The following is a 24,291-nucleotide window of genomic DNA, read 5'->3' as shown; positions in this document are numbered from 1 at the left end:
TTTTTGCGGATGCCACCTCAGAGGAGAAAGAGAATGAAGATTGTGGAAGTGAAACACCCACTCGTTAAACACAAGTTGGGCCTGATGCGTGAGCATGACATCAGCACGAAGCGTTTTCGCGAACTGGCTTCTGAAGTGGGTAGCCTGCTGACCTACGAAGCGACCTCTGATCTGGAAACGGAAAAAGTGACCATCGAAGGCTGGAACGGCCCGGTACAGGTTGAGCAGATCAAAGGTAAAAAAATTACCGTGGTGCCAATCCTGCGTGCGGGTCTGGGCATGATGGAAGGCGTGCTGGAGCACGTCCCAAGCGCGCGTATCAGCGTGGTAGGTATCTACCGTAACGAAGAGACGCTTGAGCCGGTCCCATACTTCCAGAAGCTGGTCTCTAACATTGATGAGCGTATGGCGCTGGTAGTTGACCCGATGCTGGCGACCGGTGGTTCGATGATCGCCACCATTGACCTGCTGAAACAAGCAGGCTGCAGCAGCATCAAAGTGCTGGTGCTGGTCGCGGCGCCGGAAGGTATCGCGGCGCTGGAAAAAGCGCACCCGGACGTTGAACTCTATACCGCGTCTGTCGACCAGGGACTGAACGAGCACGGGTACATTATCCCGGGGCTCGGCGATGCCGGCGATAAGATTTTTGGGACTAAATAATCGAATAACGATAAAGAAGCCGACTTTGATAGTCGGCTTTTTTTTGAATAAAAACCAACAATGACACTCAGAGGAAAACACTATGACGCGCCGTGCTATCGGGGTGAGTGAAAGACCGCCGCTTTTACAGACAATCCCGCTTAGTTTGCAGCACCTGTTCGCCATGTTTGGCGCAACCGTGCTGGTGCCAATCCTGTTTCACATTAACCCGGCTACCGTGCTGCTGTTTAACGGCATCGGTACGCTGCTTTACCTCTTCATCTGTAAAGGCAAAATCCCGGCCTATCTCGGGTCGAGCTTCGCGTTTATCTCCCCGGTACTGCTGTTGCTGCCGCTGGGTTACGAGGTCGCGCTGGGCGGCTTTATCATGTGCGGCGTGCTGTTTTGCCTGGTCTCCTTCATCGTGAAGAAAGCGGGTACCGGCTGGCTGGACGTGATGTTCCCGCCTGCGGCAATGGGGGCAATCGTTGCCGTCATCGGCCTGGAACTGGCGGGTGTCGCGGCGAACATGGCTGGGCTGCTGCCTGCGGACGGTCAGTCACCGGATTCTAAAACCATTATTATTTCGCTGGTGACGCTGGGCGTGACGGTTTTCGGTTCCGTCCTGTTCCGCGGCTTTATGGCGATTATCCCGATCCTGATCGGCGTGCTGGCGGGTTACGCGCTCTCCTTCGTGATGGGCGTTGTGGATACCACACCGATTGCCGAGGCACACTGGTTCGCGCTGCCGACCTTCTACACCCCACGCTTCGAATGGTTTGCTATCTTCACCATTCTGCCTGCTGCACTGGTGGTGATTGCTGAGCACGTTGGCCACCTGGTGGTGACGGCGAACATCGTGAAGCGTGACCTGATCCGCGACCCGGGCCTGCATCGCTCCATGTTTGCCAACGGTTTCTCCACCATCATCTCCGGTTTCTTCGGCTCCACGCCTAACACCACTTACGGGGAGAACATCGGCGTAATGGCGATCACCCGCGTCTACAGCACCTGGGTTATCGGCGGCGCGGCGATCATCGCTATTCTGCTCTCCTGCGTCGGCAAACTGGCGGCGGCGATCCAGATTATCCCGGTTCCGGTGATGGGCGGCGTTTCCCTGCTGCTGTACGGGGTGATCGGTGCGTCCGGTATTCGCGTGCTGATTGAATCCAAAGTGGATTACAGCAAGGCGCAGAACCTGATCCTGACCTCCGTTATCCTGATCATCGGCGTGAGCGGCGCGAAGGTGCACATCGGCGCGGCAGAGCTGAAGGGTATGGCGCTGGCGACCATCGTCGGCGTGGGCCTGAGCCTGATTTTCAAGCTGATCTCGGTCATTCGTCCGGAAGAAGAAATCCTGGACGCTGACGATAGCGAAAAAGCACCACATTGATCCTTTAACCGGGCGGACGATCCGCCCGGTTCTCTCCTTGCTGGTTCCGTGTTAAACTCCATTCCGATTTTATGTAAGATCTCTGGTTGAGGTATTTCTGAACGGACCGGCACAGCTCTCTCTGCCACTTTATCTCCCTGACGACGAAACTTTCGCGAGTTTCTGGCCGGGTGATAACCCCTCTTTACTGGCTGCACTGCAAAACGTGCTGCGCCAGGAACACAGCGGATACATCTATATCTGGTCACGCGAAGGCGCGGGACGCAGCCACCTGCTGCATGCCGCCTGTGCGGAACTTTCGGCGCGCGGTGACGCGGTAGGCTATGTGCCGCTGGATAAACGCACCTGGTTTGTGCCTGAAGTGCTGGAGGGCATGGAACATCTCTCCCTGGTCTGCATCGATAATATTGAATGCGTGGCGGGAGACGAGCCGTGGGAAATGGCGATCTTTAACCTCTACAACCGCATTCTGGAGTCGGGCAAAACCCGGCTGCTGATCACCGGCGATCGTCCGCCGCGTCAGCTCAATCTGGGGCTGCCGGATCTGGCGTCTCGTCTGGACTGGGGGCAAATCTACAAGCTGCAACCGCTGTCGGATGAAGACAAACTCCAGGCACTTCAGTTGCGCGCCAGACTGCGCGGATTTGAACTACCGGAAGACGTAGGGCGCTTCCTGCTCAAGCGTCTGGATCGGGAGATGCGCACGCTCTTTGATACGCTCGATCAGCTCGATCGCGCCTCCATCACCGCCCAGCGCAAGCTGACCATTCCGTTTGTGAAAGATATTCTTAAGCTGTAGTTATGCCGGGTGGCGGCTGCGCCTTACCCGGCCTACATATGGCACCTGTAGGCCCGGTAAGCGCAGCGCCACCGGGCTAAAGATCCCCCATCAGGTGCTCAACCAGCAGCGGAATCGGTCTTCCCGACGCCATGCTTCTGCCGTTCTCACGCCACAGCGCCGTCCCGCTGATATCCAGATGTGCCCATGGGATCGCCGGCGGACAGAAGTGATGCAGCAGCCACGCCGCCGAGGCGCTTATCGCCGCATTGTTAGTCGGTGTGTTGCACAGATCGGCAATCGCGCTGTCGGTCTGCTTTTTCAGCCGTGCGTCCAGCGGCAGAGACCACACCTCGTCACCGCTCCGTTTTCCTGCCTGCGTCAACGCGGCGCGCAGCGGTTCATCCTGGGTCATCAGCCCGCTCAGCTCATACCCCAGCGCTTTCACCACTGCGCCCGTCAAAGTCGCCATATCAATGATGTAGCGGGCCTGCGGGTACCGCTGGCTGGCCCAGGCAATGGCGTCAGCCAGCACCAGCCGGCCCTCGGCATCGGTATTATTGATTTCAACGGTGGTTCCGTTACAGGCTGTTGCCACCGTGCCGGGCTGCATGGCGTCGGGGCCGATGGCGTTTTCCGCCAGCGCCAGCACGCCCATGATGCGCACGGGTAATTTCAGCTCCGCAACGGTCAGCATCAGCCCCAGTACGTTGGCCGCGCCGCACATGTCATATTTCATGGTGTACATGCCCGCGCCTTCCTTCAGCCACAGGCCGCCGGTGTCAAAGGTAATGCCTTTTCCCACGTAGCAGCGCATCGGGCCGTCGTTGGCACCATCATAATGAATAGCCAGCAGACGCGGCGGGCAGGTCGCCCCTTTGCCAACGGCGTGCAGCAGTCCAAGACCCTGCTCAGCAATATCTTTTTCGTGCAGCACCTCGCAGCGCAGGGCAGGGCTGGCGGCACACAGTTTTTGCGCCTCTTCCACCACAAACTGCGGCGTGCAGCGGTCGGACGGCATATCCGCCAGACGTCGCGCCGCGATCATGCCGAGCGCAATGGCCTGCTGCTGGCGGAAGGTCGTCTCCAGCTTCGCCTGCTGTTCCGGCAGGCAGAGGGCAGTGATGCAGGTAAGACGCACCGCTTCGTCCGTCTTCTTCAGCTTCAGGTCACTGAGCCTGTGCGCCTGATTAAAGAGAAAACGCAGCACCTGCGCCAGCACCACATCGTCGATATCCGTCACGTCCAGCACGAGTTCGGCGCTGGCGGGGGCGGTAAGCAGCGGTCGCAGGGCGGTGAGCAACCCTTCGGTCAGGGCGTCATGCCATAGCGCGTCCGGCAACAGAGTAATGCGCGCAAACGGCGCGCAGCCAAAGCGAGCGTCCGCGACGGTGCTCTGCTGGCGCATTTCAGCGACAAGAGCGCTTTCCGGTAACAGGGAACTGTCAGCGCGCGCAATCAAATGGCTGTTCGGCTTCGCGTCTGAAAGCGCGTTGATAAACTGGTAAGTGATCATCATGATTCCTCAATCGGCGCGCGGATCCGTGCGGCATAGGCCTGCATCCACTCCTCATCTACCGCGTGATAGTGCGTTTTCTCCCGCAGGCGTTCAGTACGAAAAACGGTGAGGGGCTGGCGAGCCGTCGCCACCACGAACGAGAAGGTTTTTATGTTAGTCGCGGCGCCAAATTCGCCCTGGTTGTTCATGCACACCACGGAGAGATCGCCCGCGCGACCGAAGCGCGACATCAGCTTGTCTTCCAGTTCGAATACGACTGAATCCGCCGCCTGCTGCGGCGTCATCCCTTGCGCCATCCGGCGAACGATTTCGTAGCTGGTACAGCCCTTCATCAGGTCTTCACCGACGCCTGTGGCGGTGGCCGCGCCGGTTTCGCTGTCGCAGTAAAAGCCGGAGCCGATGATGGGTGAGTCACCGAGGCGACCGCGTTTTTTCATAAACAGGCCACTGGTGGAGGTGGCGACGCTCATCGAACCCTGTTTATCAAGGCCAATGATGCCGACGGTGTCATGTCCGTCGTAGGGGCTTAACCCCTTATCCAGCGTTTCGCGGCAGCGCTTGCGGTAGTGCTGCATGGCGCGATCCGTGAGCATGGTTTTGTCGGCAAAGCCCTGGCTCAGCGCCCATTCGCGCGCGCCCTGGCCGACCAGCAGGCTGTTATAGCGTTGACGGCTGAGCGCGTGCGCCACGCGCACCGGGTTGGCGATATCCACCAGATTCCCCACGGCGCCGAACGCCAGCGTGTCGCCGTCCATATACGCCGCGTCCAGCTCCACCTCGCCGTTCTCGGTCGGCAGGCCACCGTAGCCGACGGATTTATACAGCGGAAAGTCTTCCACGGCAGCGACGGCATCGACCACCGCCGAAGCGACCGGTTTTCCCGCCGCCAGGGCAGACGCGGATTCCGTTACCCCTTCAAGTGCCATTCGCCAGGTTGCGATAATTCCCCACATGCTTTACTCCTGTTTTGCAAGGGTGGTGTCGGGTTGCGTAGCGGTAGTCAGCTCCGCGGCGCGGTACTGTTTATCCAGGATACGCATGAAAGGCAGGTACAGCATGGCGCCAATCAGCAGGTTGATCAGCTGCATCACGCTGCCGCTCAGGTGCCCGGTGACGATAAAGCCGCTGATAACCGGCGGCAGCGTCCAGGGAATAAACACCCCGGTGGTGACGGCGACCGCGCCAATTTTCATCGCCGCATACTGCACGGTGACCAGCACCAGCGGCACCAGATTAAACGGGATGAGCATGATCGGGTTCATGATCACCGGCAGGCCAAACAGGATCGGTTCGTTGATGTTAAACACCGAGGCACCCGCACCGAGGCGCGCCACCTCTCGCATGTTTTTGCTGCGGGCGAAAATCAGCATCGCTATCACCAGCGACAGCGTGGCGCCCGCGCCGCCCATCCAGATCATGTCAAAAAACTGTTCGGTGATGATGTGCGGCGGCGTCGTTCCCGCCTGAATCGCGGCGATGTTGTCGGTCTGGTTTTCCATCCACAGCGGGCGAATAATGCCGTTGATCATCGAACCGGAGTTAATGCCCACTGACCACAGAATGGTGATACTGAATACGGTCATCAGCGCACCGAAATAAGAGGTGCCGTAGTGGCGCACCGGGGTGGCAACCACTTCATAAATAAACTGGTGGATGGTGTGGTAGTGGGTGTTTTCGAAGATGATGCGGATAATAAGCACCAGAATCATCACCAGCAGGGCCGGGATCAGCGCCGCGAACGACTCCTGTACCGCCGGTGGTACGCCGTCCGGCATTTTGATGACCAGCTTTTTGCGCTTCAGCCAGCAGAACAGTTCCGTCCACAGCAGGGAACCGATCATCGCCACAAACAACCCTTTGCTGCCAATCCACTCCACGGGCATCACGGTAATGCCGCCGTTTTCCGCCACTTTGATAAAGGGCGTCAGGATCAGGAAGGCGACCAGCGCCAGGATGCCGCAGGAGATGCGGTCCTCGCCATAGTGCTCAGCCAGGCGGTAGGCCACCAGGAAGCTGATAAACAGCGACATGGTTGAGAATACCGCGTTGAATGGAATCTCTATAATCGCACTCCAGCTCTCACCAAAGGCCTGAGACATAAACTGCTGATAGGCCTGATTCGGGAAGGAGGAGATCACCAGCAGGATGGAGCCGACGATGATAAACGGCATGAATGAAACGTAGGCCCCACGAATGGCCCCAAGATGACGCTGCTGGGCCGTTTTCGCCGCCAGCGGCATCAGTTTTGCTTCAAGAAATCCCAGAACATTGTTCATTGTGAACTCCGTACAAGATTGAGAGGTGTTGTTTATGTTATGTCTGTGGATTATCAGTGAAGCGCGGCGAGCGAAAGGTGAAATCGGTCACAAAGCATTCGCTGCTCTACTATAAATCTCATAAGATTAGTTGCGGAGAGAGACGCGATGGAAATCAAACTGCATGCTAACGCCACCACCACACCGCGTATCCGTCGCTATCTTCAGCAGTCAGATAAAAGCGACAGAGAGCTAGCTGTTGAACTGGGGATCTCGGTCACCACCGTCAGGCGCTGGCGCAACCGCGACCAGGTTTCGGATAACCACACAACGCCAAAAGTGATACACAAAGCATTGAGACAAGAGCAGGCGGCACTGATAAATGCCCTGCGGGATATCACTGGGGCACCGCTGGATGAACTGCTGCTGCTGGTGAATGACGGACTCGGGATCGCCGTTTCCCGCGCGACCCTGAACCGCTATCTCAAACCGGCTTCGGTAAGACAAAAGGGGGCGTCGTTGCAGGGCAAAAAGGCACTGAAGGCCGGTATCATGCCGCAGAAGCTACTTCTGCATCATCAGCCGCTATCGCTGCATATGGACGACGGTGGGGAGCAACACCTGCTCTGGGCGCGTGAACCCGTCAGCGGCTGGTGCTACGCCCGGCTTTATGCCGGTGTCTCGCCGCAGTTGCTGACCCGCTGGACGAACGAGGTGCTGGCTGCCTGTCCGGCTGATATTCAATCTATTGAGACTTTTGGGCTAGAAGTGAACTTGCCGGAGCATAACGTCACCGTAAAAGTGCATTCACAGTATTATCTTGCCCTTCAGGTCGCCGTGCCGTTACGTGAGATCATTCCGCGCGTGAATAGTGAACCGGCGGGAGAACTGTTGATCCAGCTGTGTGAATTTTTCAACCGGGGAAAAGCGCAGAAAAAGCTGGGGGAGAGTACGCCGCAGGCGTTTCTGGAAGCGCTGCGGCGTAACGATTAGACGATCCCGAGTACGTCTTCCGGCGGACGGCCGATACGCGCCTTGCCGTTCGCCACGACAATCGGGCGCTCAATCAGCTTAGGATTGTCGACCATCGCCTGAATCAGCCGATCTTCGGTGAGACTGGTATCATTCAGATTGAGCGATTTATACAGATCTTCTTTCTGACGCATCAGCTCGCGTGCGCTGCCCATGTTCAGCATCTTCAGCAACTGGCGGATCGTCTGCGCGTCCGGGGGCGTCTCCAGATACAACACCACTTCCGGATCGATGTCGTTAGACTTCAGCAGATTCAGAGTCTCGCGGCTCTTGGAGCAGCGAGGGTTATGGTAAATTTTTACCGCGTCTGTCATGACTTCTCCTTTATTACATCTTCTCGTACGGCTTAAAGCGTTGTTGCAGGCCACGCAGCTGGTCGATTCGCGCATCGTAGCGGGCCTGTTGCAGGCTGCCGAGCTTCACCTGTGAGCTGGCGCTGCTTAGCAGGGAAATGGCCTGATCGAGGCGCCCCGCCAGCGCCAGACCTTCCGCACGCGCGGCCAGCTCCTGATCGCGATTACCCAGTTGCCCCTGGGCCTGGGCGAGCAGCTCCCAGCCGTTCTGGTCATCTTTATTGTTAAAGGTATAGCGGTTCAGAATGGTCACCGCCTCGCCGGGCTGGCCGCCCTGTAAGTAGGCGTTCGCCAGGTTTAGCTGCAATACCGGATTGTTGCGAATGTCTTTCGCCCCTTTCAGACGGTTGATCGCATCGGTCGCTTTTTTCTGTCCTAAATCGATATCGGTTGCGAGGTCGAGATACCACGGATTGTCAGGCGCCGACGCCAGCAGCGGCTGTAGCGCTTTACGCGCTTCATCGTACTTGCTTGCTTCCATCGCCTGGAGTGCCTGACCATACTGCGCGGCGTTCTTCTCGCGCACGTTGCCTTTCGCCAGCGCGTCCAGCAGATCGCTGGTGAGCTGATTACGTCCGGAGTTGTACATGCCAAGCGTTCTCACTTTGGCCATGTAGAAATCCTGCGAGGACTGCACGACGACCGGACGCATCTGGTTAGCACGGTTACGCGCATCCGAGAGACGGCTTTCCGGCAACGGGTGGGTCAACAGAATTTCAGGCGGGCGCGACGAGTAGCGTGCCTGGTCGAGCAGTTTTTCCAGGAAGCTCGGCATGGCCTGCGGGTCAAAGCCGGAACGCTGTAAAACCTGAATGCCGATGCGGTCTGCTTCCTGCTCGTTCTGCTGGGTAAAGCTGATCATCCCCTGACGCGTTCCCGCCAGCGTCCCGGTAAGCGCCGCCATTCCGGCCTGCGGGCTGGCCATCGCCAGCAGAATAGAGCCCAGCGCGCCCACCCAGGTCAGGGGGGCGTTACGCTTCTGATCTTCCATCGCACGCGCCAGATGGCGCTGGGTGACGTGCGAAATTTCGTGCGCCATGACGGACGCCAGCTGGCTTTCGTTATCGGAATAACGGAACAACGCCGAATGCAGCACCACGTTCCCGCCAAAGAAGGCGAAGGCGTTGATTTCGTCGTTATTGATTAAATAGAAGTGGAAGGGCGTTTTTACCGAGTCTGCGTGCGCCACCAGTCGCATCCCCAGACCGTTGATGTACTGCACCAGCAAAGGGTCGTTAATCAGCGGAGCACTGCCGCGCAGCTGGCGTACGTAATAATCACCCATCTGCATCTCCTGCCCGATGGAGAGCGTGCTTCCTGCCGTGGTGCCCATGTCCGGCAATGAATCGGACGAGTCAGCGAAAGCGGGCAACACCTGACCCACCGTCACGGCGGCAATCAGTGTCGCAACCAGTGTTTTTCTCAACTGCCTGAACATAACCACTGTCCTGTATGTTGGATGTGCTAATTTGACCGATGAACCCGCATAACGTTCATCTCCGCTGCTCTGCGAGTGTAGCCGTGTTAAGAGATGAAGAAAATCCCATTCATCAGGGTTTTGCGAAACCTGACAGTGAAACAAAAAGGAAAGTCTTTTTTGTGACAGTTAGATACAATTCACCGTCTCACTCCCGCCATTCGATTCAGGGAAGGGTTGTATGCTCGAAATGTTAATGCAGTGGTATCGGCGTCGGTTTAGCGATCCGGAAGCCATTGCTTTGCTGGTCATTCTGGTTGCCGGATTCGGTATCCTGTTCTTCTTTAGTGGCCTGTTGGCACCGCTTCTGGTGGCAATTGTGCTGGCGTATCTGCTGGAGTGGCCCACCGCGCGTCTGGAACATATCGGCTGTTCCCGACGCTGGGCGACCAGCATTGTCCTGGTGCTGTTTGTCGGCATTCTGCTGCTGATGTCCTTCGTGGTGATGCCCATCGCCTGGCAACAGGGGATCTACCTGATCCGCGACATGCCCGGCATGCTGAATAAACTGTCTGATTTTGCCGCCACGCTGCCGCGCCGCTATCCTGCGCTGATGGACGCCGGGATCATCGATGCGATGGCCGAAAACATGCGCGCCCGCATCATGACCATGGGTGACTCGGTGGTGAAATACTCTCTGGCCTCGCTGGTGGGGTTGCTGACGCTGGCGGTTTACCTTGTTCTCGTGCCGCTAATGGTGTTTTTCCTGGTCAAAGATAAAGAGCAGATGCTGAATGCGGTGCGCCGCGTGCTGCCGCGCAATCGCGGTCTCGCAGGACAGGTCTGGCAGGAGATGAACCAGCAAATCACCAACTACATTCGCGGCAAAGTGCTTGAGATGATTGTGGTGGGCGTGGCGACCTGGATTGGCTTCGTGATTTTCGGGCTGAACTACTCGCTGCTGCTGGCGGTGTTGGTCGGATTCTCGGTTCTGATCCCGTATATCGGCGCGTTTGTGGTGACCATTCCGGTAGTCGGTGTGGCGCTGTTCCAGTTTGGTCTGGGTACGGAGTTCTGGAGCTGTTTCGCCGTATACCTGATTATTCAGGGACTGGACGGGAACCTGCTGGTACCGGTGCTGTTCTCAGAAGCAGTTAACCTGCATCCGCTGGTGATTATCCTGTCAGTGGTGATTTTCGGCGGGCTGTGGGGATTCTGGGGCGTGTTCTTCGCCATTCCGCTGGCGACGCTGATTAAAGCCGTGGTCCACGCGTGGCCGGATGTGCCGGCGGTGGAGGAGAAGTAGATTTAGTGCGGGCTGATGCCCTCACCCCAACCCTCTCCCACGGGGCTGAGGGATCCCCAGTAATTTTTTTATGCAGAAGCAATAAAGTTGCTTTCTAAATGACTGAGGGCTGTCAGCGATGCTCTGGTCCGGCTGTAAATCGCTGAGGCGTTTGCCTTCCGGCCGGGGCGAGGCGCAGGGATGCGCCGAGAGGGCGGCTGTACAGGGACGTTGCCTCCGCCCATACCCGATAAGCCGGAAGGAATAAGCCGAGGGCACCGCGAAGCGGCGATTTACCGCCGGGAGCCCGGGTCGCCAGGGTGGTGGCGACTGAGCCACCCTGGCACGTTCACCGGTCATGTCGTTACAGAGTAGCAAGGAACATAAAGTGAACGGAATGACCACCACCGCCGTATGTTCCCCTCACCCTAACCCTCTCCCCGGAGGGGCGAGGGGATTGCTCAGTGCTCGCATTAATTTGTGGGGAACCCTCAGCCCACGGGGAGAGGGGGCAAACACTAAAAACGGCAACCTGGGTTGCCGTTTTGCTGTTTATCAGGCGCTTTGTTTCAGCCAGTTCAACACCACGTCGTGGTGGTTGCTGGTTTTGAAATCATCAAACACGTGCTCAACTTTACCGTCAGCGTCAATCAGGAAGCTGATGCGGTGAATACCGTCGTACGTTTTGCCCATAAAGGACTTCTCACCCCAGACGCCAAACTGCTCGCAAACCTGGTGGTCTTCATCGGAAAGCAGCGTGAAGTTCAGCAGCTCTTTTTCCGCAAAACGTGACAGCTTCTCTGGTTTATCGGTGCTGATGCCCAGCACTTCCACACCGACCTTTTTCAACTCATCCATGTTGTCGCGTAAACCGCAGGCCTGTACGGTACAGCCCGGGGTCATGGCTTTCGGGTAGAAATAGACCAGAACACGCTGTCCCTGGAAGTCGGTCAAATTTACTTGCTCGCCGTCTTGATCCGGTAAGCTAAATTTCGGTGCGATATCACCGGCTTTCAGTGGGTTCATTACTCAACTCCATCCTGTTCGTGCTGCGAATAATCGACGACGCTTATACTGCCTTGCGCGTGTAATTCTGTACAGAGGGCTTTGAACGCTTGCTCGATATTTGACGCATCCTGCGAGGCAGGGCTGTGGGCGGTAATTTGAATAAACAGCGTCGGGATGGCGTTTTCATCGCCAGGCTGCGTGCGGGAAACCAGTTCGGCAATGTTCATCTGATGGCTGTCAAACAGTGCCGTAAAACGTTCAATCAGATGAGGTGAATCAGGCACTTCAACCTGTACCCAGACTGTGGCAGGCAGAGCCGGACGCGGGCGCGCGGTGGTGCGCTTCATCACAATCAGTAAATCCAGCTCTGCGCCTTTCAGCGGCAGGGTAGATTCGATGAGGGTAATGGCATTCCATGTTCCGGAAAGCAGCATGATGAACGTGAATTCTTCGCCAAGCATAGCCAGCCGGCTGTCTTCGATATTGCAGCCGCAGCTGCTCACGTGGCGAGTGATGGTATTCACGATACCCGGCCTGTCAGCACCCAGCGCAGTGATAACCAGGTAATGTTGTGATGAGGTTGTCAAACCTGTTCTTCCTTTGCGTGGTTAAGTCTTCCTAAGGAAAGCATAAAAAAAACATGCATACAACCGCCTGAGAGCCTCAGGTCGCTTGCTTTTATTACAGTTCCAAACGTAACATTGAGGCTCTTGTTCGCACAGAGGATGGCTCATGTTCACGGGAAGTATTGTCGCGCTTGTTACACCGATGGATGAAAAAGGTAATGTCTGCCGGTCAAGCATGAAGAAGCTCATTGATTACCATGTCGCCAATGGAACCTCGGCGATCGTTTCGGTAGGGACTACCGGTGAATCCGCCACGCTGAGCCACGAAGAGCACGGCGATGTTGTGATGCTGACCCTGGAACTGGCGGACGGGCGTATTCCGGTCATCGCGGGTACGGGCGCAAACGCAACGGCAGAGGCCATTAGCCTGACTCAGCGTTTTAACGACAGCGGCATTGTTGGCTGTCTGACGGTGACCCCTTACTACAACCGCCCAACTCAGGAAGGTTTGTTCCAGCATTTCAAAGCCATCGCTGAACATACTGACTTGCCACAAATTCTGTATAATGTGCCGTCCCGTACCGGTTGCGATATGCTGCCGGAAACCGTTGGCCGTCTCTCGAAAGTAAAAAATATTATCGGGATTAAAGAGGCGACAGGGAACTTAAGCCGCGTTCATCAGATCAAAGAGCTGGTTTCAGACGACTTTATCCTGCTGAGCGGTGATGATGCGACCGCACTGGACTTTATGCAGCTCGGTGGTAACGGCGTGATTTCCGTGACGGCGAACGTGGCGGCGCGTGATATGGCTGACATGTGCAAACTGGCCGCAGCCGGTCACTTTGATGAAGCTCGCGTGATTAATCAGCGTCTGATGCCGTTGCATAATAAATTATTTGTCGAACCCAATCCGATCCCAGTGAAATGGGCATGTAAGGAGTTGGGGCTTGTAGCAACCGACACGCTGCGTCTGCCAATGACACCGATTACCGACCATGGTCGTGAAATTGTCGCTGGCGCGCTGAAGCATGCCGGTTTGCTGTAAAGTTTAGGGAGATTTGATGGCTTATTCAGTACAGAAGTCGCGCCTGGCCAAGGTTGCGGGTGTTTCGCTTGTTATGCTCCTCGCTGCCTGTAGTTCAGACTCGCGCTACAAGCGCCAGGTGAGCGGTGATGAATCCTATCTGGATGCGCCGCCGCTTGCTGAACTTCACGCGCCTGCCGGCATGATCCTGCCGATCCAGAACGGTGATTATAATATTCCGGTTACCAACGGCAGCGGCCTGGTGGGTAAAGCGCTCGATATTCGTCCACCAGCTCAGCCTCTGGCGCTGGTGAGTGGCGCACGCACGCAGTTCACCGGTGATACAGCTTCTCTGCTGGTGGAAAGCGCACGCGGTACCACGCTGTGGCCGCAGGTTGTGAGCGTCATTCAGTCGAAAAACTATACGATTGATAAACGCGACGACGCCAGCCAGACCTTAACCACCGACTGGATTGAGTGGAACCGTCTCGATGAAGACCAGCAGTATCGTGGTCGTTATCAAGTCTCCGTTAAGCCGCAGGGTTATCAGCAGGCGGTTACCGTTAAGCTGTTGAATCTTGAGCAGGCAGGTAAACCGGTTGCCGATCCGTCCGCCATGCAGCGCTACAGTACCGAAATGCTGAACGTGATTGCAGCGGGTCTGGATAAGAACGCTGCTGATGCCGCAAACGCCGCGCAGAACCGTAACGGCTCAACGTTTGACGTGCAGAGCGGTGCAGACGATACCGGCCTGCCAATGCTGGTGGTGCGTGCGCCGTTTAACCAGACCTGGCAGCGTCTGCCAGCCACGCTGGAAAAAGTGGGCATGAAGGTGACCGACAGCACCCGTTCAACGGGCAGCATCACAGCGACCTATAAGCCGCTGTCTGAAAGTGCCTGGCAGGAGCTGGGGGCAAGCGATCCACAGCTGCCTTCCGGTGACTACAAAATCCAGGTCGGCGACCTCGATAACCGCAGCAGCCTGCAGTTTATCGATCCGAAAGGACACACGCTGACCCAGGCGCAGAACGATGCGCTGGTCGCTGCCTTCCAGGCCGCATTCAGCAAATAATAGTGAGGGCTGGTTAATCCAGCCCTTTTTATTTTCGTGCCACGCAAACGTGTGCGTGGCATAATATAGCCAGTTTTGAATACAAATCATCACACCAGGAGTAATGAAGATGCAGAAGCAAGCTGAGTTGTATCGTGGCAAAGCGAAAACCGTATACAGCACGGAAAACCCGGATCTGTTGGTGCTCGAATTCCGCAATGATACGTCAGCAGGAGACGGCGCACGCATTGAGCAGTTCGATCGTAAGGGCATGGTGAACAACAAGTTCAACCACTTCATTATGACCAAACTGGCCGAAGCCGGTATCCCGACTCAGATGGAAGCGTTGTTGTCCGATACGGAATGTCTGGTAAAAAAACTGGATATGGTGCCGGTTGAGTGCGTGATCCGTAACCGTGCCGCAGGCTCCCTGGTGAAGCGTCTGGGCATTGAAGAGGGTATCGAACTGAATCCACCGCTGTTCGATCTGTTCCTGAAAAACGACGCCATGCATGACCCGATGGTCAACGAATCCTACTGCGAAACCTTCGGCTGGGTCAGCAAAGAGAACCTGGCGCGCATGCAGGAACTGACCTACAAAGCCAACGACGTGCTGAAAAAGCTGTTTGATGACGCGGGCCTGATCCTGGTCGACTTCAAGCTGGAGTTCGGTCTGTACAAAGGCGAAGTGGTGCTGGGCGACGAGTTCTCTCCTGACGGCAGCCGCCTGTGGGACAAAGAGACGCTGGATAAAATGGACAAAGACCGTTTCCGCCAGAGTCTGGGTGGCGTGGTGGAAGCGTACGAAGCGGTTGCTCACCGTTTAGGCGTTAAGCTCGACTAAACTGCGCATTTGCCAAAGGATGTTGGCATCCTTTGGCGTCTTATCCTTGTTTACTATGGTAATCCTTTCATTAACCGCCTACGATCATAGCTATTATAAATGGAATAGTTCGAGGTGTTTATGCGCTGGCAAGGGCGTCGTGAAAGTGACAACGTAGAAGACAGACGCAGCAGTGGTGGCGGTGGGCCGTCTATGGGCGGGCCAGGTTTCCGGTTACCCAGCGGCAAGGGCGGTATTATTCTGCTGGTCGTCGTGCTGGTAGCGGGCTACTACGGTGTCGACCTGACCGGTTTGATGACCGGCGAAACCGGGCAACAGCAGCAGTATTCTCAGCGCTCCATCAGCCCGAATGAAGATGAAGCGGCGAAATTTACTTCCGTTATTCTCGCGACGACCGAAGATACCTGGGGTCAGCAGTTCGAGAAAATGGGGCGGACTTATCAGCCGCCAAAACTGGTGATGTACCGGGGCGCAACCCGCACGGGCTGCGGCACCGGGCAGTCCGTTATGGGGCCGTTCTACTGCCCGGCGGACAGCACCGTCTATATCGATCTCTCCTTCTATGACGACATGAAAAGCAAGCTGGGCGCCGACGGCGATTTTGCCCAGGGCTACGTGATCGCGCATGAAGTCGGCCACCATGTGCAGAAGCTCCTCGGCATTGAACCTAAAGTGCGTCAGATGCAGCAGAATGCGTCTCAGGCGGAGGTGAATCATCTCTCCGTACGCATGGAGCTTCAGGCCGACTGCTTCGCTGGCGTCTGGGGACACAGCATGCAGCAGCAGGGCGTGCTGGAAACAGGCGATCTGGAAGAGGCCCTGAATGCCGCACAGGCGATTGGTGACGATCGCTTGCAGCAGCAAAGCCAGGGGCGCGTTGTGCCGGACAGCTTTACCCATGGCACCTCAGAGCAGCGCTACAGCTGGTTTAAGCGTGGCTTTGACAGCGGCAACCCGTCGCAGTGTAATACCTTCGGCAAAGCTATGTGATGTTGGGGGTTGAACAGCTGGTTAACCAGCTTCAGCGTACCGGGCACCGCCGGCTGGTGGTGCTTAGCGGCGATGAAGCGTGGACGTTGAGCCAGGCGACCATCCTGCGCGATACGTTACCAGGAGACTGGCTGTGGCTGGAGGAAAACCCCTCTAAGGCCATCAGCGGCCTGCTGGGACGTGAATATCTGCACGCCGTTTTTGACGCGCGTCGCGGGTTTGACGTCTCGGCCTTCGCCGCCCTCAGCGGGACCCTGCGCGCCGGAAGCCTTCTGGTGCTGCTGGTGCCGCCGTTCTCCGTCTGGGCTAACAGGCCCGACGCGGATTCTCTACGCTGGAGCGACAGCGCCGAGCCGATCGCCACCCCGCACTTTGTTTACCATTTTTGCCGGACGCTGGCCGCCGATTCAGATGCTATCGTCTGGCATCAACATCGTCCTCTGTGCCTTCCCGTTGCGCCAGATTTACCCGCCTGGCAGCCCGCCAGCGGTGAACCGCAGCGCGAGCAGGCTGAGATCCTCGACGCGCTTCTGACCATGCCTGCTGGCGTGGCTGCCGTGACGGCCCCGCGCGGACGAGGAAAGTCCGCCCTGGCGGGCATGTTGCTCAACGGCATTCAAGGTAGTGCTGTAGTGACCGCACCGGCAAAAGGGGCGACGGATGTCATCGCGCGTTTCGCCGGGGAACATTTTCACTTTATGGCCCCGGATGCGCTGCTGGCCTCCACAACAGAAGCTGACTGGCTGATTGTCGATGAGGCGGCCGCCATCCCCGGCCCGCTGCTCGAGAAACTGACGATGCGCTTTCCCCGCGTGTTGTTGACCACTACGGTGCAGGGTTATGAAGGCACGGGCAGGGGATTTCTGCTGAAGTTCTGCGCCCGGTTCAGCGGTCTGCGGCGATATACCTTATCAACTCCTGTACGCTGGGCTGCCGGATGTCCTCTTGAGCGAATCGTGGCGAACGCGCTGCTGTTCGACGATGCGCTTATCGATCGCAAACCGGTAGGGGAGGTAAGTTTAACGTCGCTGGAGCCCGGGGTGTGGGAGAGCGATCCGGCGCGCGGGGCAGGCGTGTATGAACTGCTGTGTGCCGCGCACTACCGGACGTCCCCCCTCGATTTACGCCGGATGATGGACGCCCCCGGCCAGCACTTTGCTGTTGCTCAGGCGGGCGCGGAGATCGCTGGCGCGCTCTGGCTGGTGGAGGAGGGCGGCTTATCCCCAGAGCTTAGTCGCGCGGTGTGGGCGGGATTTCGTCGGCCGCGTGGAAATCTGGTGGCACAGTCGCTGGCTGCCCACGGCGGATCGCCTCTCGCGGCGACGCTGAAAGGCCGACGCGTCAGCCGTATTGCGGTTCATCCTCATCGCCAGCGGGAAGGCATCGGCCAGGGGCTGATCCGCAGTGCCAGCGGAGAAGATTATCTCTCGGTCAGCTTTGGCTATACCGACGAGCTGTGGCGTTTCTGGCGGCAGTGCGGGTTTGTGCTGGTGCGAATGGGCAGCCACCGGGAGGCCAGCAGCGGGTGCTATACGGCGATGGCGTTGCTGCCGCTGAGCGAGGCGGGGCATCAGCTCTGCGAAGAGGCGCATCAACGTTTATGTCGTGATATGCGCGTCCTGTCGGCCTGGAATGGCGAAAAGATCCCGGTGATGGATGCATGGGAAGCTACCCTTAATAGTGACGACTGGCTGGAGCTGGCGGGGTTTGCCTTTGCGCACCGGGCGTTTTCAACCTCGGTTGCGGCGCTAACGCGATTGTTGTTAGCCGTGGATATGCCGCTCCCGGCGCTGCGTGGGAAAATGGAAGGGAATACGCACGATTTCGGGCGCAAAGCGTTGCTGGCGAAGCTACGCGAGGAAACCGCTCACGCGCTTGAAAGGCTTGATTACTCCCGTAGCCAGCGGCTGAAAGCCGACATTTTGCAATGGCAATTTTTTCAATGACTTCTTCAGTAAAGTGGCATGGTCATTACCCCGCAGAGGCGTAAAATCCTGCTTAACAATTAAGGAGATCGCCATGAAACATGACCATTTTGTTGTGCAAAGCCCGGATACACCTGCTAAACAGCTACTGCTTCTGTTTCATGGCGTGGGCGACAATGCCGTCAATATGGGACAGATTGGCAGCTGGTTTGCACCCGTTTTCCCACACGCGCTGATCGTCAGTATCGGCGGCGTGGAGCCCTGCGGTCCGGACGGGCGGCAGTGGTTTTCCGTCGAGGGCGTGACGGAGGAAAATCGTCAGGCACGTATTGATGCCGTTATGCCAGCCTTTATCAATACCGTGCGTTACTGGCAGCAGCAGAGCGGCGTAGGTGCCAATGCAACAGCGCTGATTGGCTTCTCTCAGGGCTCAATCATGTCGCTGGAAAGCGTAAAAGCGCAGCCCGGACTGGTGTCCCGCGTGATTGCCTTCAATGGGCGTTTTGCGACGTTACCGCAAAGCGCGACCACGCAGACCACGATCCATCTCATTCATGGGGGTGAAGACCGGGTAATTGAGCTTTCGCATGCGGTAGCTGCCCAGGATACGCTGATGCGCGAGGGCGGGGATGTGACGCTGGATATCGTGGACGATCTGGGGCATGCCATTGACGATCGCAGCATGCAGTTCGCGCTCGATCATCTGCGTTATACCGTACCGAAGCACTACTTTGATGAAGCGCTCAGCGGCGGTAAGCCGAATGACGATGATATCGTCGAGTTTATGTGAGGTTTCCCCTCTCCTTAGGGAGAGGGGAAACAGAGCGATTACTTCTTCTGGTCCTTCTTCGGCCAGTCGTCTTCATCGTCCCACTTGTCGTTAAAATCACGGTGCGGCGGAAGATCCGGTTTGTTGGCAAGGAACTTTTTGTGGTCAACGCGCTTGAGATCTTTAATCACGTTAAGCAGCACGCCTACCAGAAATACCAACACCAGAATCCACCAGTACTTTGAAAGCCAGTCCATTCGCTAATCCTCTTTAAGCACCCGTCAGGCGACGAGCTGCTCCATAATACGTTGATACATGCGGGCCAGCAGTTGTAAATCGGCAGCGTTCACGCATTCATTAATTTTGTGAATCGTCGCGTTAACCGGACCCAGTTCGACAACCTGTGCGCCCATGCGGGCGATAAAGCGTCCGTCAGACGTGCCGCCCGTTGTCAGCAGCTGTGGCTTAATCTCATTATAGTGCGCGATGGCGTTCACTACCGCATCCACCAGTTTACCGCGCTGCGTCAGGAACGGCTGGCCAGACAGCCACCAGTCGAGGGTATAGCGCAGCTGGTATTTTTCGAGCAGCGCAATCACGCGTGCTTTGATCATCTTGTCGGTCAGTTCGGTGCTGAAGCGGAAGTTAAACTGGACGAAGAGATCGCCGGGAATGACGTTGTTGCTGCCGGTGCCGGCCTTGATGTTGGCTATTTGCATGCTGGTTGGCGGGAAAAATTCGTTGCCTTTATCCCATTCAATGCCCACCAGTTCGTTCAGCATCGGCGCGGCGCGGTGTACCGGGTTATCCGCCAGGTGCGGATAGGCAACGTGGCCCTGCACGCCATGAATGGTCAAATTGCAGGTCAGGGATCCACGGCGGCCATTTTTCACCACATCGCCCACCACTTCGGTGCTGGACGGTTCGCCCACCAGACAGTAGTCCAGACGTTCATTGCGCGCCATCAGCGCCTCAACGACCTTCACGGTGCCGTTGTGGGCGCTGGCTTCTTCATCGGAGGTAATCAAAAACGCAAGACGGTTTTTATGGTTCGGATGCTGGGCGACGAAACGCTCTGCCGCCACCACCATCGCAGCCAGGGAACCTTTCATATCCGCAGCGCCGCGTCCGAAAAGCATGCCGTCGCGGATGGTTGGCTCAAAAGGCGGGTTGATCCAGCGGTCTGCGTCGCCTGCGGGAACTACGTCGGTATGTCCGGCAAACGCCAGCGTCTCCCCCTGACCGCGCCATGCCCAGAAGTTCTGCGTATCGCCAAAATCCATGTGCTCGACGGTAAAACCGATGGCACGCAGGCGCTCAATCATTAATGCCTGACAACCTGCGTCGTCCGGGCTAAGGGAAGGACGGCGAATAAGCTGCTGAGTCAGCTCAATGACCGGGCATGACATAGACTACACCTCAACGAATAAATCTGAATAAAGGGTTTCACTGAAACCCAGCAGCATAGGCTGACCTGGCTTGCAGAGCAATGGGCGTTTGATGATTGCCGGCATTTCAAGCATCAGTTTGGCTGCGCTGTCGGCGTTGTTGATCGTGGCCCGGAGAGATTCATCCATTTTTCGCCAGGTGGTCCCGCGGGTGTTCAGCAGCGCTTCCCAGCCCAGTTCATTGATGGCGGAATGGAGAAACGCAGGGTCAAGCCCGTCGGCACGGTAATCATGGAAGCGATAGTCGATGTTGTGTGCTTCCAGCCAGCGGCGGGCTTTTTTAATCGTATCGCAATTCTTAATGCCGTACATCACAACCATAGTGAATCCTTTTGTTCTTGTGTGGATTAAATGTTCAATATTTTCGAAGATATATCCTTAAGTGGAATATAACACATTCGGAATTTTTCGTGATTTACAATTCTCCATAATTCAACGAACAGCTGTACGCTGAATAGTGTTCCATCTTTTAAGCATAGTTGTCCACTCTGTATAAATTGCCAATAAACTCAGGGGGAAATTAAAAATGCTGTCATTTTTCTGACTATTTCAAAATATTGCTGTAGGTCACATAAAATTTACCCGGCAACGCTCATAGTGATCCTAAACCTACCAGCACAGCGGGGCTCAATCACAGCAATCGGTTAAAGTGGCTTCACAATGATGATACGTTTTCGTAGAATGCACATAATAATAAGAGAGGTTGTTATGATTGAACATGAACTGGGGAACTGGAAAGATTTTATCGAAGGCATGCTTCGTAAATGAATTTCCGGTAAGAAATGCAAGAGCACTTAATTAACTAAAATAACCATAGTGTGAAAGAATCACACAATAAAAAGGCGGCCTGTAAAGCCGCCTTTTTTTTATTTCAACGGGTTATTCCGGCTTATCCTTCAGCGGGAAACGACGGCGTATCAGCACAAAGAACAGCGGTACGAAATAGATAGCCAGAATCGTCGCGGAAATCATTCCCCCCATAACGCCCGTTCCCACCGCGTGCTGGCTGCTGGAGCCTGCGCCGGAGCTGGTGGCCATCGGCAGGACGCCAAATACAAACGCCAGAGAAGTCATCAGGATCGGGCGCAGGCGCTGACGACAGGCGTGCAGCGTGGCGGCCATCAGTTCGTGACCTTTGGCATTCATCTCATTGGCAAATTCGACGATCAGAATGGCGTTTTTCGCCGACAATCCGATTACGGTGAGGAGTCCGACCTGGAAATAGACATCGTTTTCCAGGCCACGCATCCAGGTTGCCAGCAGCGCGCCGATGACCCCGAGAGGCACCACCAGCATTACCGAGAACGGCACTGACCAGCTTTCATACAGCGCCGCCAGGCAGAGGAACACCACCAGCAGCGAAAGGGCATACAGGGCAGGCGCCTGCGCGCCGGAAAGCCGTTCCTGGTAGGACATCGCCGTCCACTCCAGGCCAAAGCCGGTCGGTAACTGCTGAACCAGTTTTTCCATAATGTCCATTGCAGTACCGGTACTAACGCCAGGCGCGGCTTCACCGACAATCTCCAGCGCCGAATAGCCGTTGTAACGCTCCAGACGCGGCGAACCGGTCTCCCAGCGTGACGTCGCAAACGCCGAGAACGGCACCATGCCGCCGGTGTTATTGCGCACATACCAGCGGTTGATATCGTCCGGCAGCATGCGGTATTTGGCAGCAGACTGAACGTAGACCTTTTTCACGCGACCGCGATCCATAAAGTCATTCACGTAGCTTGAGCCCCATGCCGTTTGCAGGGTGTCGTTAATGTCGTCGATGGAGACGCCCAGCGCCTGCGCTTTACGCTGGTCAATATCCACCTGTAGCTGAGGGCTGTCATCCAGACCGTTATGACGAACGCGGGTAAGCTGCGGATCTTTCCCGGCCAGCTCGAGCAGTTTATCGCGAGCTGCCATCAACGCGTCATGCCCGGCACCCGCGTGATCCTGAAGCTCCATATCAAATCCGGCTGAGCTGCCCAGGCCACTGATAGCGGGCGGGCTGCTGGCGAAAACGCGCGCTTCCTTGATTTTGTTGAACGCTTTAGTTGCACGTTCAATGATGGCAAAGGAGGAGCCGCTATCGCTGTCGCGCTGGTCCCAGTCTTTCAGGCGCACAAACATACGCGCCACGTTCTGCCCGTTACCGCCAGGGCCAGAGCCGACGGTGGAGAAGACGGAGACCACGTTATCCTTCTCCTGAGTATGGAAGTAGTTCTCAACCTTCTGCACCACTTTCAGGGTCTGCTGCTGGGTCGAGCCGCTCGGTAACTGTACGGAGGTGATAAACATGCCGCGATCTTCCAGCGGCAGGAACGAGGTTGGCAGCCGCAGGAATAAGAAGACCATGCCGCCGAGCAGCAGGACATAGACCACCATCCAGCGCACGCTGCGGTGCAGTACTTTACCCACGCCCGCTTCATAGCGCGCCGCATTTCGGTTAAACATGCGGTTAAACCAGCCGAAGAAGCCTTTTTGACCGTGGTGTTCGCCCTTATGCAGCGGTTTGAGCAGCGTCGAGCACAGAGCAGGGGTAAGGATCATCGCCACCAGTACGGAGAGCACCATCGCAGAGACGATGGTGATCGAGAACTGGCGATAAATCGCGCCCGTAGTGCCGCCAAAAAACGCCATCGGGATAAATACCGCCGACAGCACCATGGCGATACCGACCAGCGCACCCTGAATTTGCCCCATCGATTTACGCGTGGCCTCGCGGGGCGAAAGCCCTTCCTCGCTCATGATGCGCTCGACGTTTTCCACCACCACGATGGCATCATCCACCAGCAGGCCGATGGCCAGCACCATGGCAAACATGGTCAGGGTGTTGATGCTGTAACCGAAGGCATACAGCACCGCAAAGGTTCCCAGCAACACCACCGGCACCGCAATGGTGGGGATCAGCGTGGCGCGGAAGTTTTGCAGGAACAGGTACATCACGAGGAACACCAGCGCGATAGCTTCGAGCAAAGTTTTCACCACATCTTCGATGGAGGCTTTTACGAATGAGGTGGTTTCGTAGGCGACTTTGTACTCCAGTCCGTGCGGGAAGTAATGCGACAGCTCATCCAGACGCTCTAACACCCGCTGCGCGGTCGCCATTTCGTTGGCACCGGAGGCCAGTTTCACCCCCAGGCCGGACGCAGCATTGCCGTTAAAGCGACTCAGGTAGTCATATTTTTCCGCCCCCATTTCCACTGTGGCGACATCCCCCAGACGCACTTCGGAACCATCCTGATTCACGCGCAGAGTGATATTGCGGAACTGTTCAGGCGTCTGGAGCAGCGACTGGGAGTTGATGGTGGCGTTAAGCGCCTGGTTATCCACGGACGGCGTACCACCGAGCTGCCCCACGGCAATCTGAGCGTTCTGCGATTCGATGGCGTCGGTGACATCTTTGGCGGTCATCTGCACGCTGTTCAGCTTGTTGGGATCCAGCCAGATACGCATGGAATACTGCGAGCCGTAGGCGTCGATATCACCCACGCCGTTGATACGGCTGAGCGGGTCCTGAATATTACTGGCGACGTAGTCCGCGATGTCCTGCTTATCCATCGAGCCATCGGTTGAAACAAACGCGATGGTCAAAATATTGGTGTCACCGGTCTTACGCACGGTCACCCCCTGGTTCTGCACCGCCTGAGGCAGTTTACGCAGGGCCGATTGCAGCTGGTTTTGCACCTGCTGCACCGCTTCGTCCGGATCCGTGCCCGCCGTAAAGCTCAGGGTTACCGTCGCCTGGCCCGTGGCGCTGCTCTGCGAGGACATGTACATCAGGTTATCAAGACCCGTCATGTTCTGCTCGATAACCTGCGTGACGGTATTTTCCAGCGTCTGTGCCGAGGCGCCAGGGTAGTTCGCCGTGATACGCACGTTAGGGGGGGCGAGGTCGGGGTATTGCTCAACAGGAAGGGAAGTAATCGCCAGGACACCCGTCAGACACAACAGGATTGCTAGCACCCAGGCAAAAATGGGGCGATCGATGAAAAAATTCGCCATTA

Annotated in this window: 23 protein-coding genes; 12 read left to right on the top strand and 11 right to left on the bottom strand. The window is 56.7% G+C overall.

What is annotated here, in order from left to right:
* Positions 1 to 33 precede the first annotated feature (33 nt).
* The 3 genes from upp (at position 34) to L2Y28_RS15865 (ending at position 2,831) form a co-directional block, all read left to right on the top strand.
* Positions 34 to 660 carry a uracil phosphoribosyltransferase gene (gene upp / locus L2Y28_RS15875; RefSeq protein WP_022648979.1) on the top strand — a complete coding sequence of 209 codons (627 nt, stop codon included), beginning with the start codon at positions 34 to 36 and terminating at the stop codon, positions 658 to 660.
* Positions 661 to 742: 82 nt separating this feature from the next.
* Positions 743 to 2,032, top strand: a complete 1,290-nt coding sequence (gene uraA / locus L2Y28_RS15870; protein WP_022648978.1) for a uracil permease — start codon at positions 743 to 745, stop codon at positions 2,030 to 2,032.
* Between the two features lie 97 nt (positions 2,033 to 2,129).
* Positions 2,130 to 2,831, top strand: a complete 702-nt coding sequence (locus L2Y28_RS15865) for a DnaA inactivator Hda (protein WP_211482948.1) — start codon at positions 2,130 to 2,132, stop codon at positions 2,829 to 2,831.
* 76 nt (positions 2,832 to 2,907) lie between these two features.
* Here L2Y28_RS15865 and L2Y28_RS15860 read toward each other — a convergent pair whose 3' ends face one another.
* Genes L2Y28_RS15860 through celB form a run of 3 tightly spaced genes read right to left on the bottom strand, consistent with a single transcriptional unit; the run spans position 2,908 to position 6,605 of the window.
* The gene (locus L2Y28_RS15860; RefSeq protein WP_022648977.1) at positions 2,908 to 4,326 is read right to left on the bottom strand and encodes a M17 family metallopeptidase; all 1,419 of its coding nucleotides are present in this window, start codon (positions 4,324 to 4,326) and stop codon (positions 2,908 to 2,910) included.
* Entirely contained in the window at positions 4,326 to 5,282 is a 957-nt protein-coding gene (locus L2Y28_RS15855) for a N(4)-(beta-N-acetylglucosaminyl)-L-asparaginase (protein WP_022648976.1), read from the bottom strand. The genes L2Y28_RS15860 and L2Y28_RS15855 overlap by 1 nt, the downstream gene beginning before the upstream one ends.
* Positions 5,283 to 5,285: 3 nt before the next feature.
* A complete protein-coding gene (gene celB, locus L2Y28_RS15850; protein ID WP_022648975.1) occupies positions 5,286 to 6,605 on the bottom strand; it encodes a PTS cellobiose transporter subunit IIC in 1,320 nt (439 codons plus the stop codon).
* Positions 6,606 to 6,752: 147 nt separating this feature from the next.
* Between celB and L2Y28_RS15845 the strand changes: the two genes are divergently transcribed.
* Positions 6,753 to 7,577, top strand: a complete 825-nt coding sequence (locus tag L2Y28_RS15845) for a hypothetical protein (protein ID WP_022648974.1) — start codon at positions 6,753 to 6,755, stop codon at positions 7,575 to 7,577.
* On the opposite strand, the gene arsC is transcribed toward L2Y28_RS15845, so the two are convergent.
* Together arsC and bepA are read right to left on the bottom strand one after the other, a co-directional pair.
* Entirely contained in the window at positions 7,574 to 7,930 is a 357-nt protein-coding gene (gene arsC, locus L2Y28_RS15840; RefSeq protein ID WP_022648973.1) for an arsenate reductase (glutaredoxin), read from the bottom strand. The genes L2Y28_RS15845 and arsC overlap by 4 nt on opposite strands.
* Before the next feature lie 13 nt (positions 7,931 to 7,943).
* Entirely contained in the window at positions 7,944 to 9,407 is a 1,464-nt protein-coding gene (bepA, locus tag L2Y28_RS15835; protein WP_003860547.1) for a beta-barrel assembly-enhancing protease, read from the bottom strand.
* 220 nt (positions 9,408 to 9,627) lie between these two features.
* On the opposite strand from bepA, the gene L2Y28_RS15830 reads away from it, so the two are divergent.
* Positions 9,628 to 10,692, top strand: coding sequence for an AI-2E family transporter (locus L2Y28_RS15830; RefSeq protein WP_003860546.1), 1,065 nt, complete (start codon positions 9,628 to 9,630; stop codon positions 10,690 to 10,692).
* Positions 10,693 to 11,226: 534 nt separating this feature from the next.
* On the opposite strand, the gene bcp is transcribed toward L2Y28_RS15830, so the two are convergent.
* Entirely contained in the window at positions 11,227 to 11,697 is a 471-nt protein-coding gene (bcp, locus tag L2Y28_RS15825; RefSeq protein WP_022648972.1) for a thioredoxin-dependent thiol peroxidase, read from the bottom strand.
* Positions 11,697 to 12,266, bottom strand: a complete 570-nt coding sequence (locus tag L2Y28_RS15820) for a glycine cleavage system transcriptional repressor (protein ID WP_000213743.1) — start codon at positions 12,264 to 12,266, stop codon at positions 11,697 to 11,699. The genes bcp and L2Y28_RS15820 overlap by 1 nt, the downstream gene beginning before the upstream one ends.
* A 145-nt stretch (positions 12,267 to 12,411) precedes the next feature.
* Here L2Y28_RS15820 and dapA point away from each other — a divergent pair, with 145 nt between their 5' ends.
* The 6 genes from dapA (at position 12,412) to ypfH (ending at position 18,869) form a co-directional block, all read left to right on the top strand.
* Positions 12,412 to 13,290: a 4-hydroxy-tetrahydrodipicolinate synthase gene (gene dapA, locus L2Y28_RS15815; RefSeq protein WP_003860542.1), complete on the top strand. Its 879-nt coding sequence runs from the start codon at positions 12,412 to 12,414 to the stop codon at positions 13,288 to 13,290.
* 16 nt (positions 13,291 to 13,306) lie between these two features.
* A complete protein-coding gene (bamC, locus tag L2Y28_RS15810; RefSeq protein ID WP_022648971.1) occupies positions 13,307 to 14,341 on the top strand; it encodes an outer membrane protein assembly factor BamC in 1,035 nt (344 codons plus the stop codon).
* Between the two features lie 109 nt (positions 14,342 to 14,450).
* Positions 14,451 to 15,164, top strand: coding sequence for a phosphoribosylaminoimidazolesuccinocarboxamide synthase (gene purC, locus L2Y28_RS15805; RefSeq protein WP_001171626.1), 714 nt, complete (start codon positions 14,451 to 14,453; stop codon positions 15,162 to 15,164).
* A 120-nt stretch (positions 15,165 to 15,284) separates the two neighbouring features.
* Positions 15,285 to 16,154 (top strand): neutral zinc metallopeptidase, encoded by an 870-nt coding sequence (locus tag L2Y28_RS15800; RefSeq protein ID WP_022648970.1) that lies wholly within the window; start codon positions 15,285 to 15,287, stop codon positions 16,152 to 16,154.
* On the top strand, positions 16,154 to 18,100 hold the full coding sequence (locus L2Y28_RS15795; protein ID WP_022648969.1) for a tRNA(Met) cytidine acetyltransferase TmcA: 1,947 nt from the start codon (positions 16,154 to 16,156) through the stop codon (positions 18,098 to 18,100). The genes L2Y28_RS15800 and L2Y28_RS15795 overlap by 1 nt, the downstream gene beginning before the upstream one ends.
* Before the next feature lie 73 nt (positions 18,101 to 18,173).
* On the top strand, positions 18,174 to 18,869 hold the full coding sequence (ypfH, locus tag L2Y28_RS15790; RefSeq protein WP_022648968.1) for an esterase: 696 nt from the start codon (positions 18,174 to 18,176) through the stop codon (positions 18,867 to 18,869).
* A 38-nt stretch (positions 18,870 to 18,907) separates the two neighbouring features.
* Here ypfH and L2Y28_RS15785 read toward each other — a convergent pair whose 3' ends face one another.
* From L2Y28_RS15785 to L2Y28_RS15775, 3 genes are read right to left on the bottom strand one after another with little or no spacing between them, the layout of a single operon-like run.
* A complete protein-coding gene (locus L2Y28_RS15785; protein ID WP_000383991.1) occupies positions 18,908 to 19,105 on the bottom strand; it encodes a YpfN family protein in 198 nt (65 codons plus the stop codon).
* A gap of 24 nt (positions 19,106 to 19,129) precedes the next feature.
* On the bottom strand, positions 19,130 to 20,257 hold the full coding sequence (gene dapE / locus L2Y28_RS15780; RefSeq protein ID WP_022648967.1) for a succinyl-diaminopimelate desuccinylase: 1,128 nt from the start codon (positions 20,255 to 20,257) through the stop codon (positions 19,130 to 19,132).
* Positions 20,258 to 20,260: 3 nt separating this feature from the next.
* Positions 20,261 to 20,617, bottom strand: coding sequence for an ArsC family reductase (locus L2Y28_RS15775; RefSeq protein WP_022648966.1), 357 nt, complete (start codon positions 20,615 to 20,617; stop codon positions 20,261 to 20,263).
* Positions 20,618 to 21,004: 387 nt separating this feature from the next.
* Between L2Y28_RS15775 and ypfM the strand changes: the two genes are divergently transcribed.
* Positions 21,005 to 21,064: a protein YpfM gene (gene ypfM, locus L2Y28_RS15770; protein ID WP_100181659.1), complete on the top strand. Its 60-nt coding sequence runs from the start codon at positions 21,005 to 21,007 to the stop codon at positions 21,062 to 21,064.
* Positions 21,065 to 21,175: 111 nt separating this feature from the next.
* Here the strand turns inward: ypfM and acrD are convergent, their stop codons facing one another.
* On the bottom strand, positions 21,176 to 24,289 hold the full coding sequence (acrD, locus tag L2Y28_RS15765; RefSeq protein WP_022648965.1) for a multidrug efflux RND transporter permease AcrD: 3,114 nt from the start codon (positions 24,287 to 24,289) through the stop codon (positions 21,176 to 21,178).
* Positions 24,290 to 24,291 lie beyond the last annotated feature (2 nt).

This window comes from Enterobacter sp. JH25, from assembly GCF_021725435.1.
GTDB classification, from domain to species: domain Bacteria; phylum Pseudomonadota; class Gammaproteobacteria; order Enterobacterales; family Enterobacteriaceae; genus Enterobacter; species Enterobacter intestinihominis.
This window is presented reverse-complemented; position numbering and strand designations above follow the sequence as displayed.

Bases quoted from the DNA above. Each gene is read 5' to 3' on its own strand.
- bepA (WP_003860547.1), bottom strand. From the start codon at position 9,407: ATGTTCAGGCAGTTGAGAAAAACACTGGTTGCGACACTGATTGCCGCC.
- upp (WP_022648979.1), top strand. From the start codon at position 34: ATGAAGATTGTGGAAGTGAAACACCCACTCGTTAAACACAAGTTGGGC.
- L2Y28_RS15845 (WP_022648974.1), top strand. From the start codon at position 6,753: ATGGAAATCAAACTGCATGCTAACGCCACCACCACACCGCGTATCCGT.
- dapA (WP_003860542.1), top strand. From the start codon at position 12,412: ATGTTCACGGGAAGTATTGTCGCGCTTGTTACACCGATGGATGAAAAA.
- ypfH (WP_022648968.1), top strand. From the start codon at position 18,174: ATGAAACATGACCATTTTGTTGTGCAAAGCCCGGATACACCTGCTAAA.
- purC (WP_001171626.1), top strand. From the start codon at position 14,451: ATGCAGAAGCAAGCTGAGTTGTATCGTGGCAAAGCGAAAACCGTATAC.
- L2Y28_RS15860 (WP_022648977.1), bottom strand. From the start codon at position 4,326: ATGATCACTTACCAGTTTATCAACGCGCTTTCAGACGCGAAGCCGAAC.
- L2Y28_RS15775 (WP_022648966.1), bottom strand. From the start codon at position 20,617: ATGGTTGTGATGTACGGCATTAAGAATTGCGATACGATTAAAAAAGCC.
- arsC (WP_022648973.1), bottom strand. From the start codon at position 7,930: ATGACAGACGCGGTAAAAATTTACCATAACCCTCGCTGCTCCAAGAGC.
- acrD (WP_022648965.1), bottom strand. From the start codon at position 24,289: ATGGCGAATTTTTTCATCGATCGCCCCATTTTTGCCTGGGTGCTAGCA.
- L2Y28_RS15855 (WP_022648976.1), bottom strand. From the start codon at position 5,282: ATGTGGGGAATTATCGCAACCTGGCGAATGGCACTTGAAGGGGTAACG.
- bamC (WP_022648971.1), top strand. From the start codon at position 13,307: ATGGCTTATTCAGTACAGAAGTCGCGCCTGGCCAAGGTTGCGGGTGTT.
- L2Y28_RS15795 (WP_022648969.1), top strand. From the start codon at position 16,154: ATGTTGGGGGTTGAACAGCTGGTTAACCAGCTTCAGCGTACCGGGCAC.
- L2Y28_RS15830 (WP_003860546.1), top strand. From the start codon at position 9,628: ATGCTCGAAATGTTAATGCAGTGGTATCGGCGTCGGTTTAGCGATCCG.
- celB (WP_022648975.1), bottom strand. From the start codon at position 6,605: ATGAACAATGTTCTGGGATTTCTTGAAGCAAAACTGATGCCGCTGGCG.
- uraA (WP_022648978.1), top strand. From the start codon at position 743: ATGACGCGCCGTGCTATCGGGGTGAGTGAAAGACCGCCGCTTTTACAG.
- L2Y28_RS15800 (WP_022648970.1), top strand. From the start codon at position 15,285: ATGCGCTGGCAAGGGCGTCGTGAAAGTGACAACGTAGAAGACAGACGC.
- dapE (WP_022648967.1), bottom strand. From the start codon at position 20,257: ATGTCATGCCCGGTCATTGAGCTGACTCAGCAGCTTATTCGCCGTCCT.
- L2Y28_RS15785 (WP_000383991.1), bottom strand. From the start codon at position 19,105: ATGGACTGGCTTTCAAAGTACTGGTGGATTCTGGTGTTGGTATTTCTG.
- bcp (WP_022648972.1), bottom strand. From the start codon at position 11,697: ATGAACCCACTGAAAGCCGGTGATATCGCACCGAAATTTAGCTTACCG.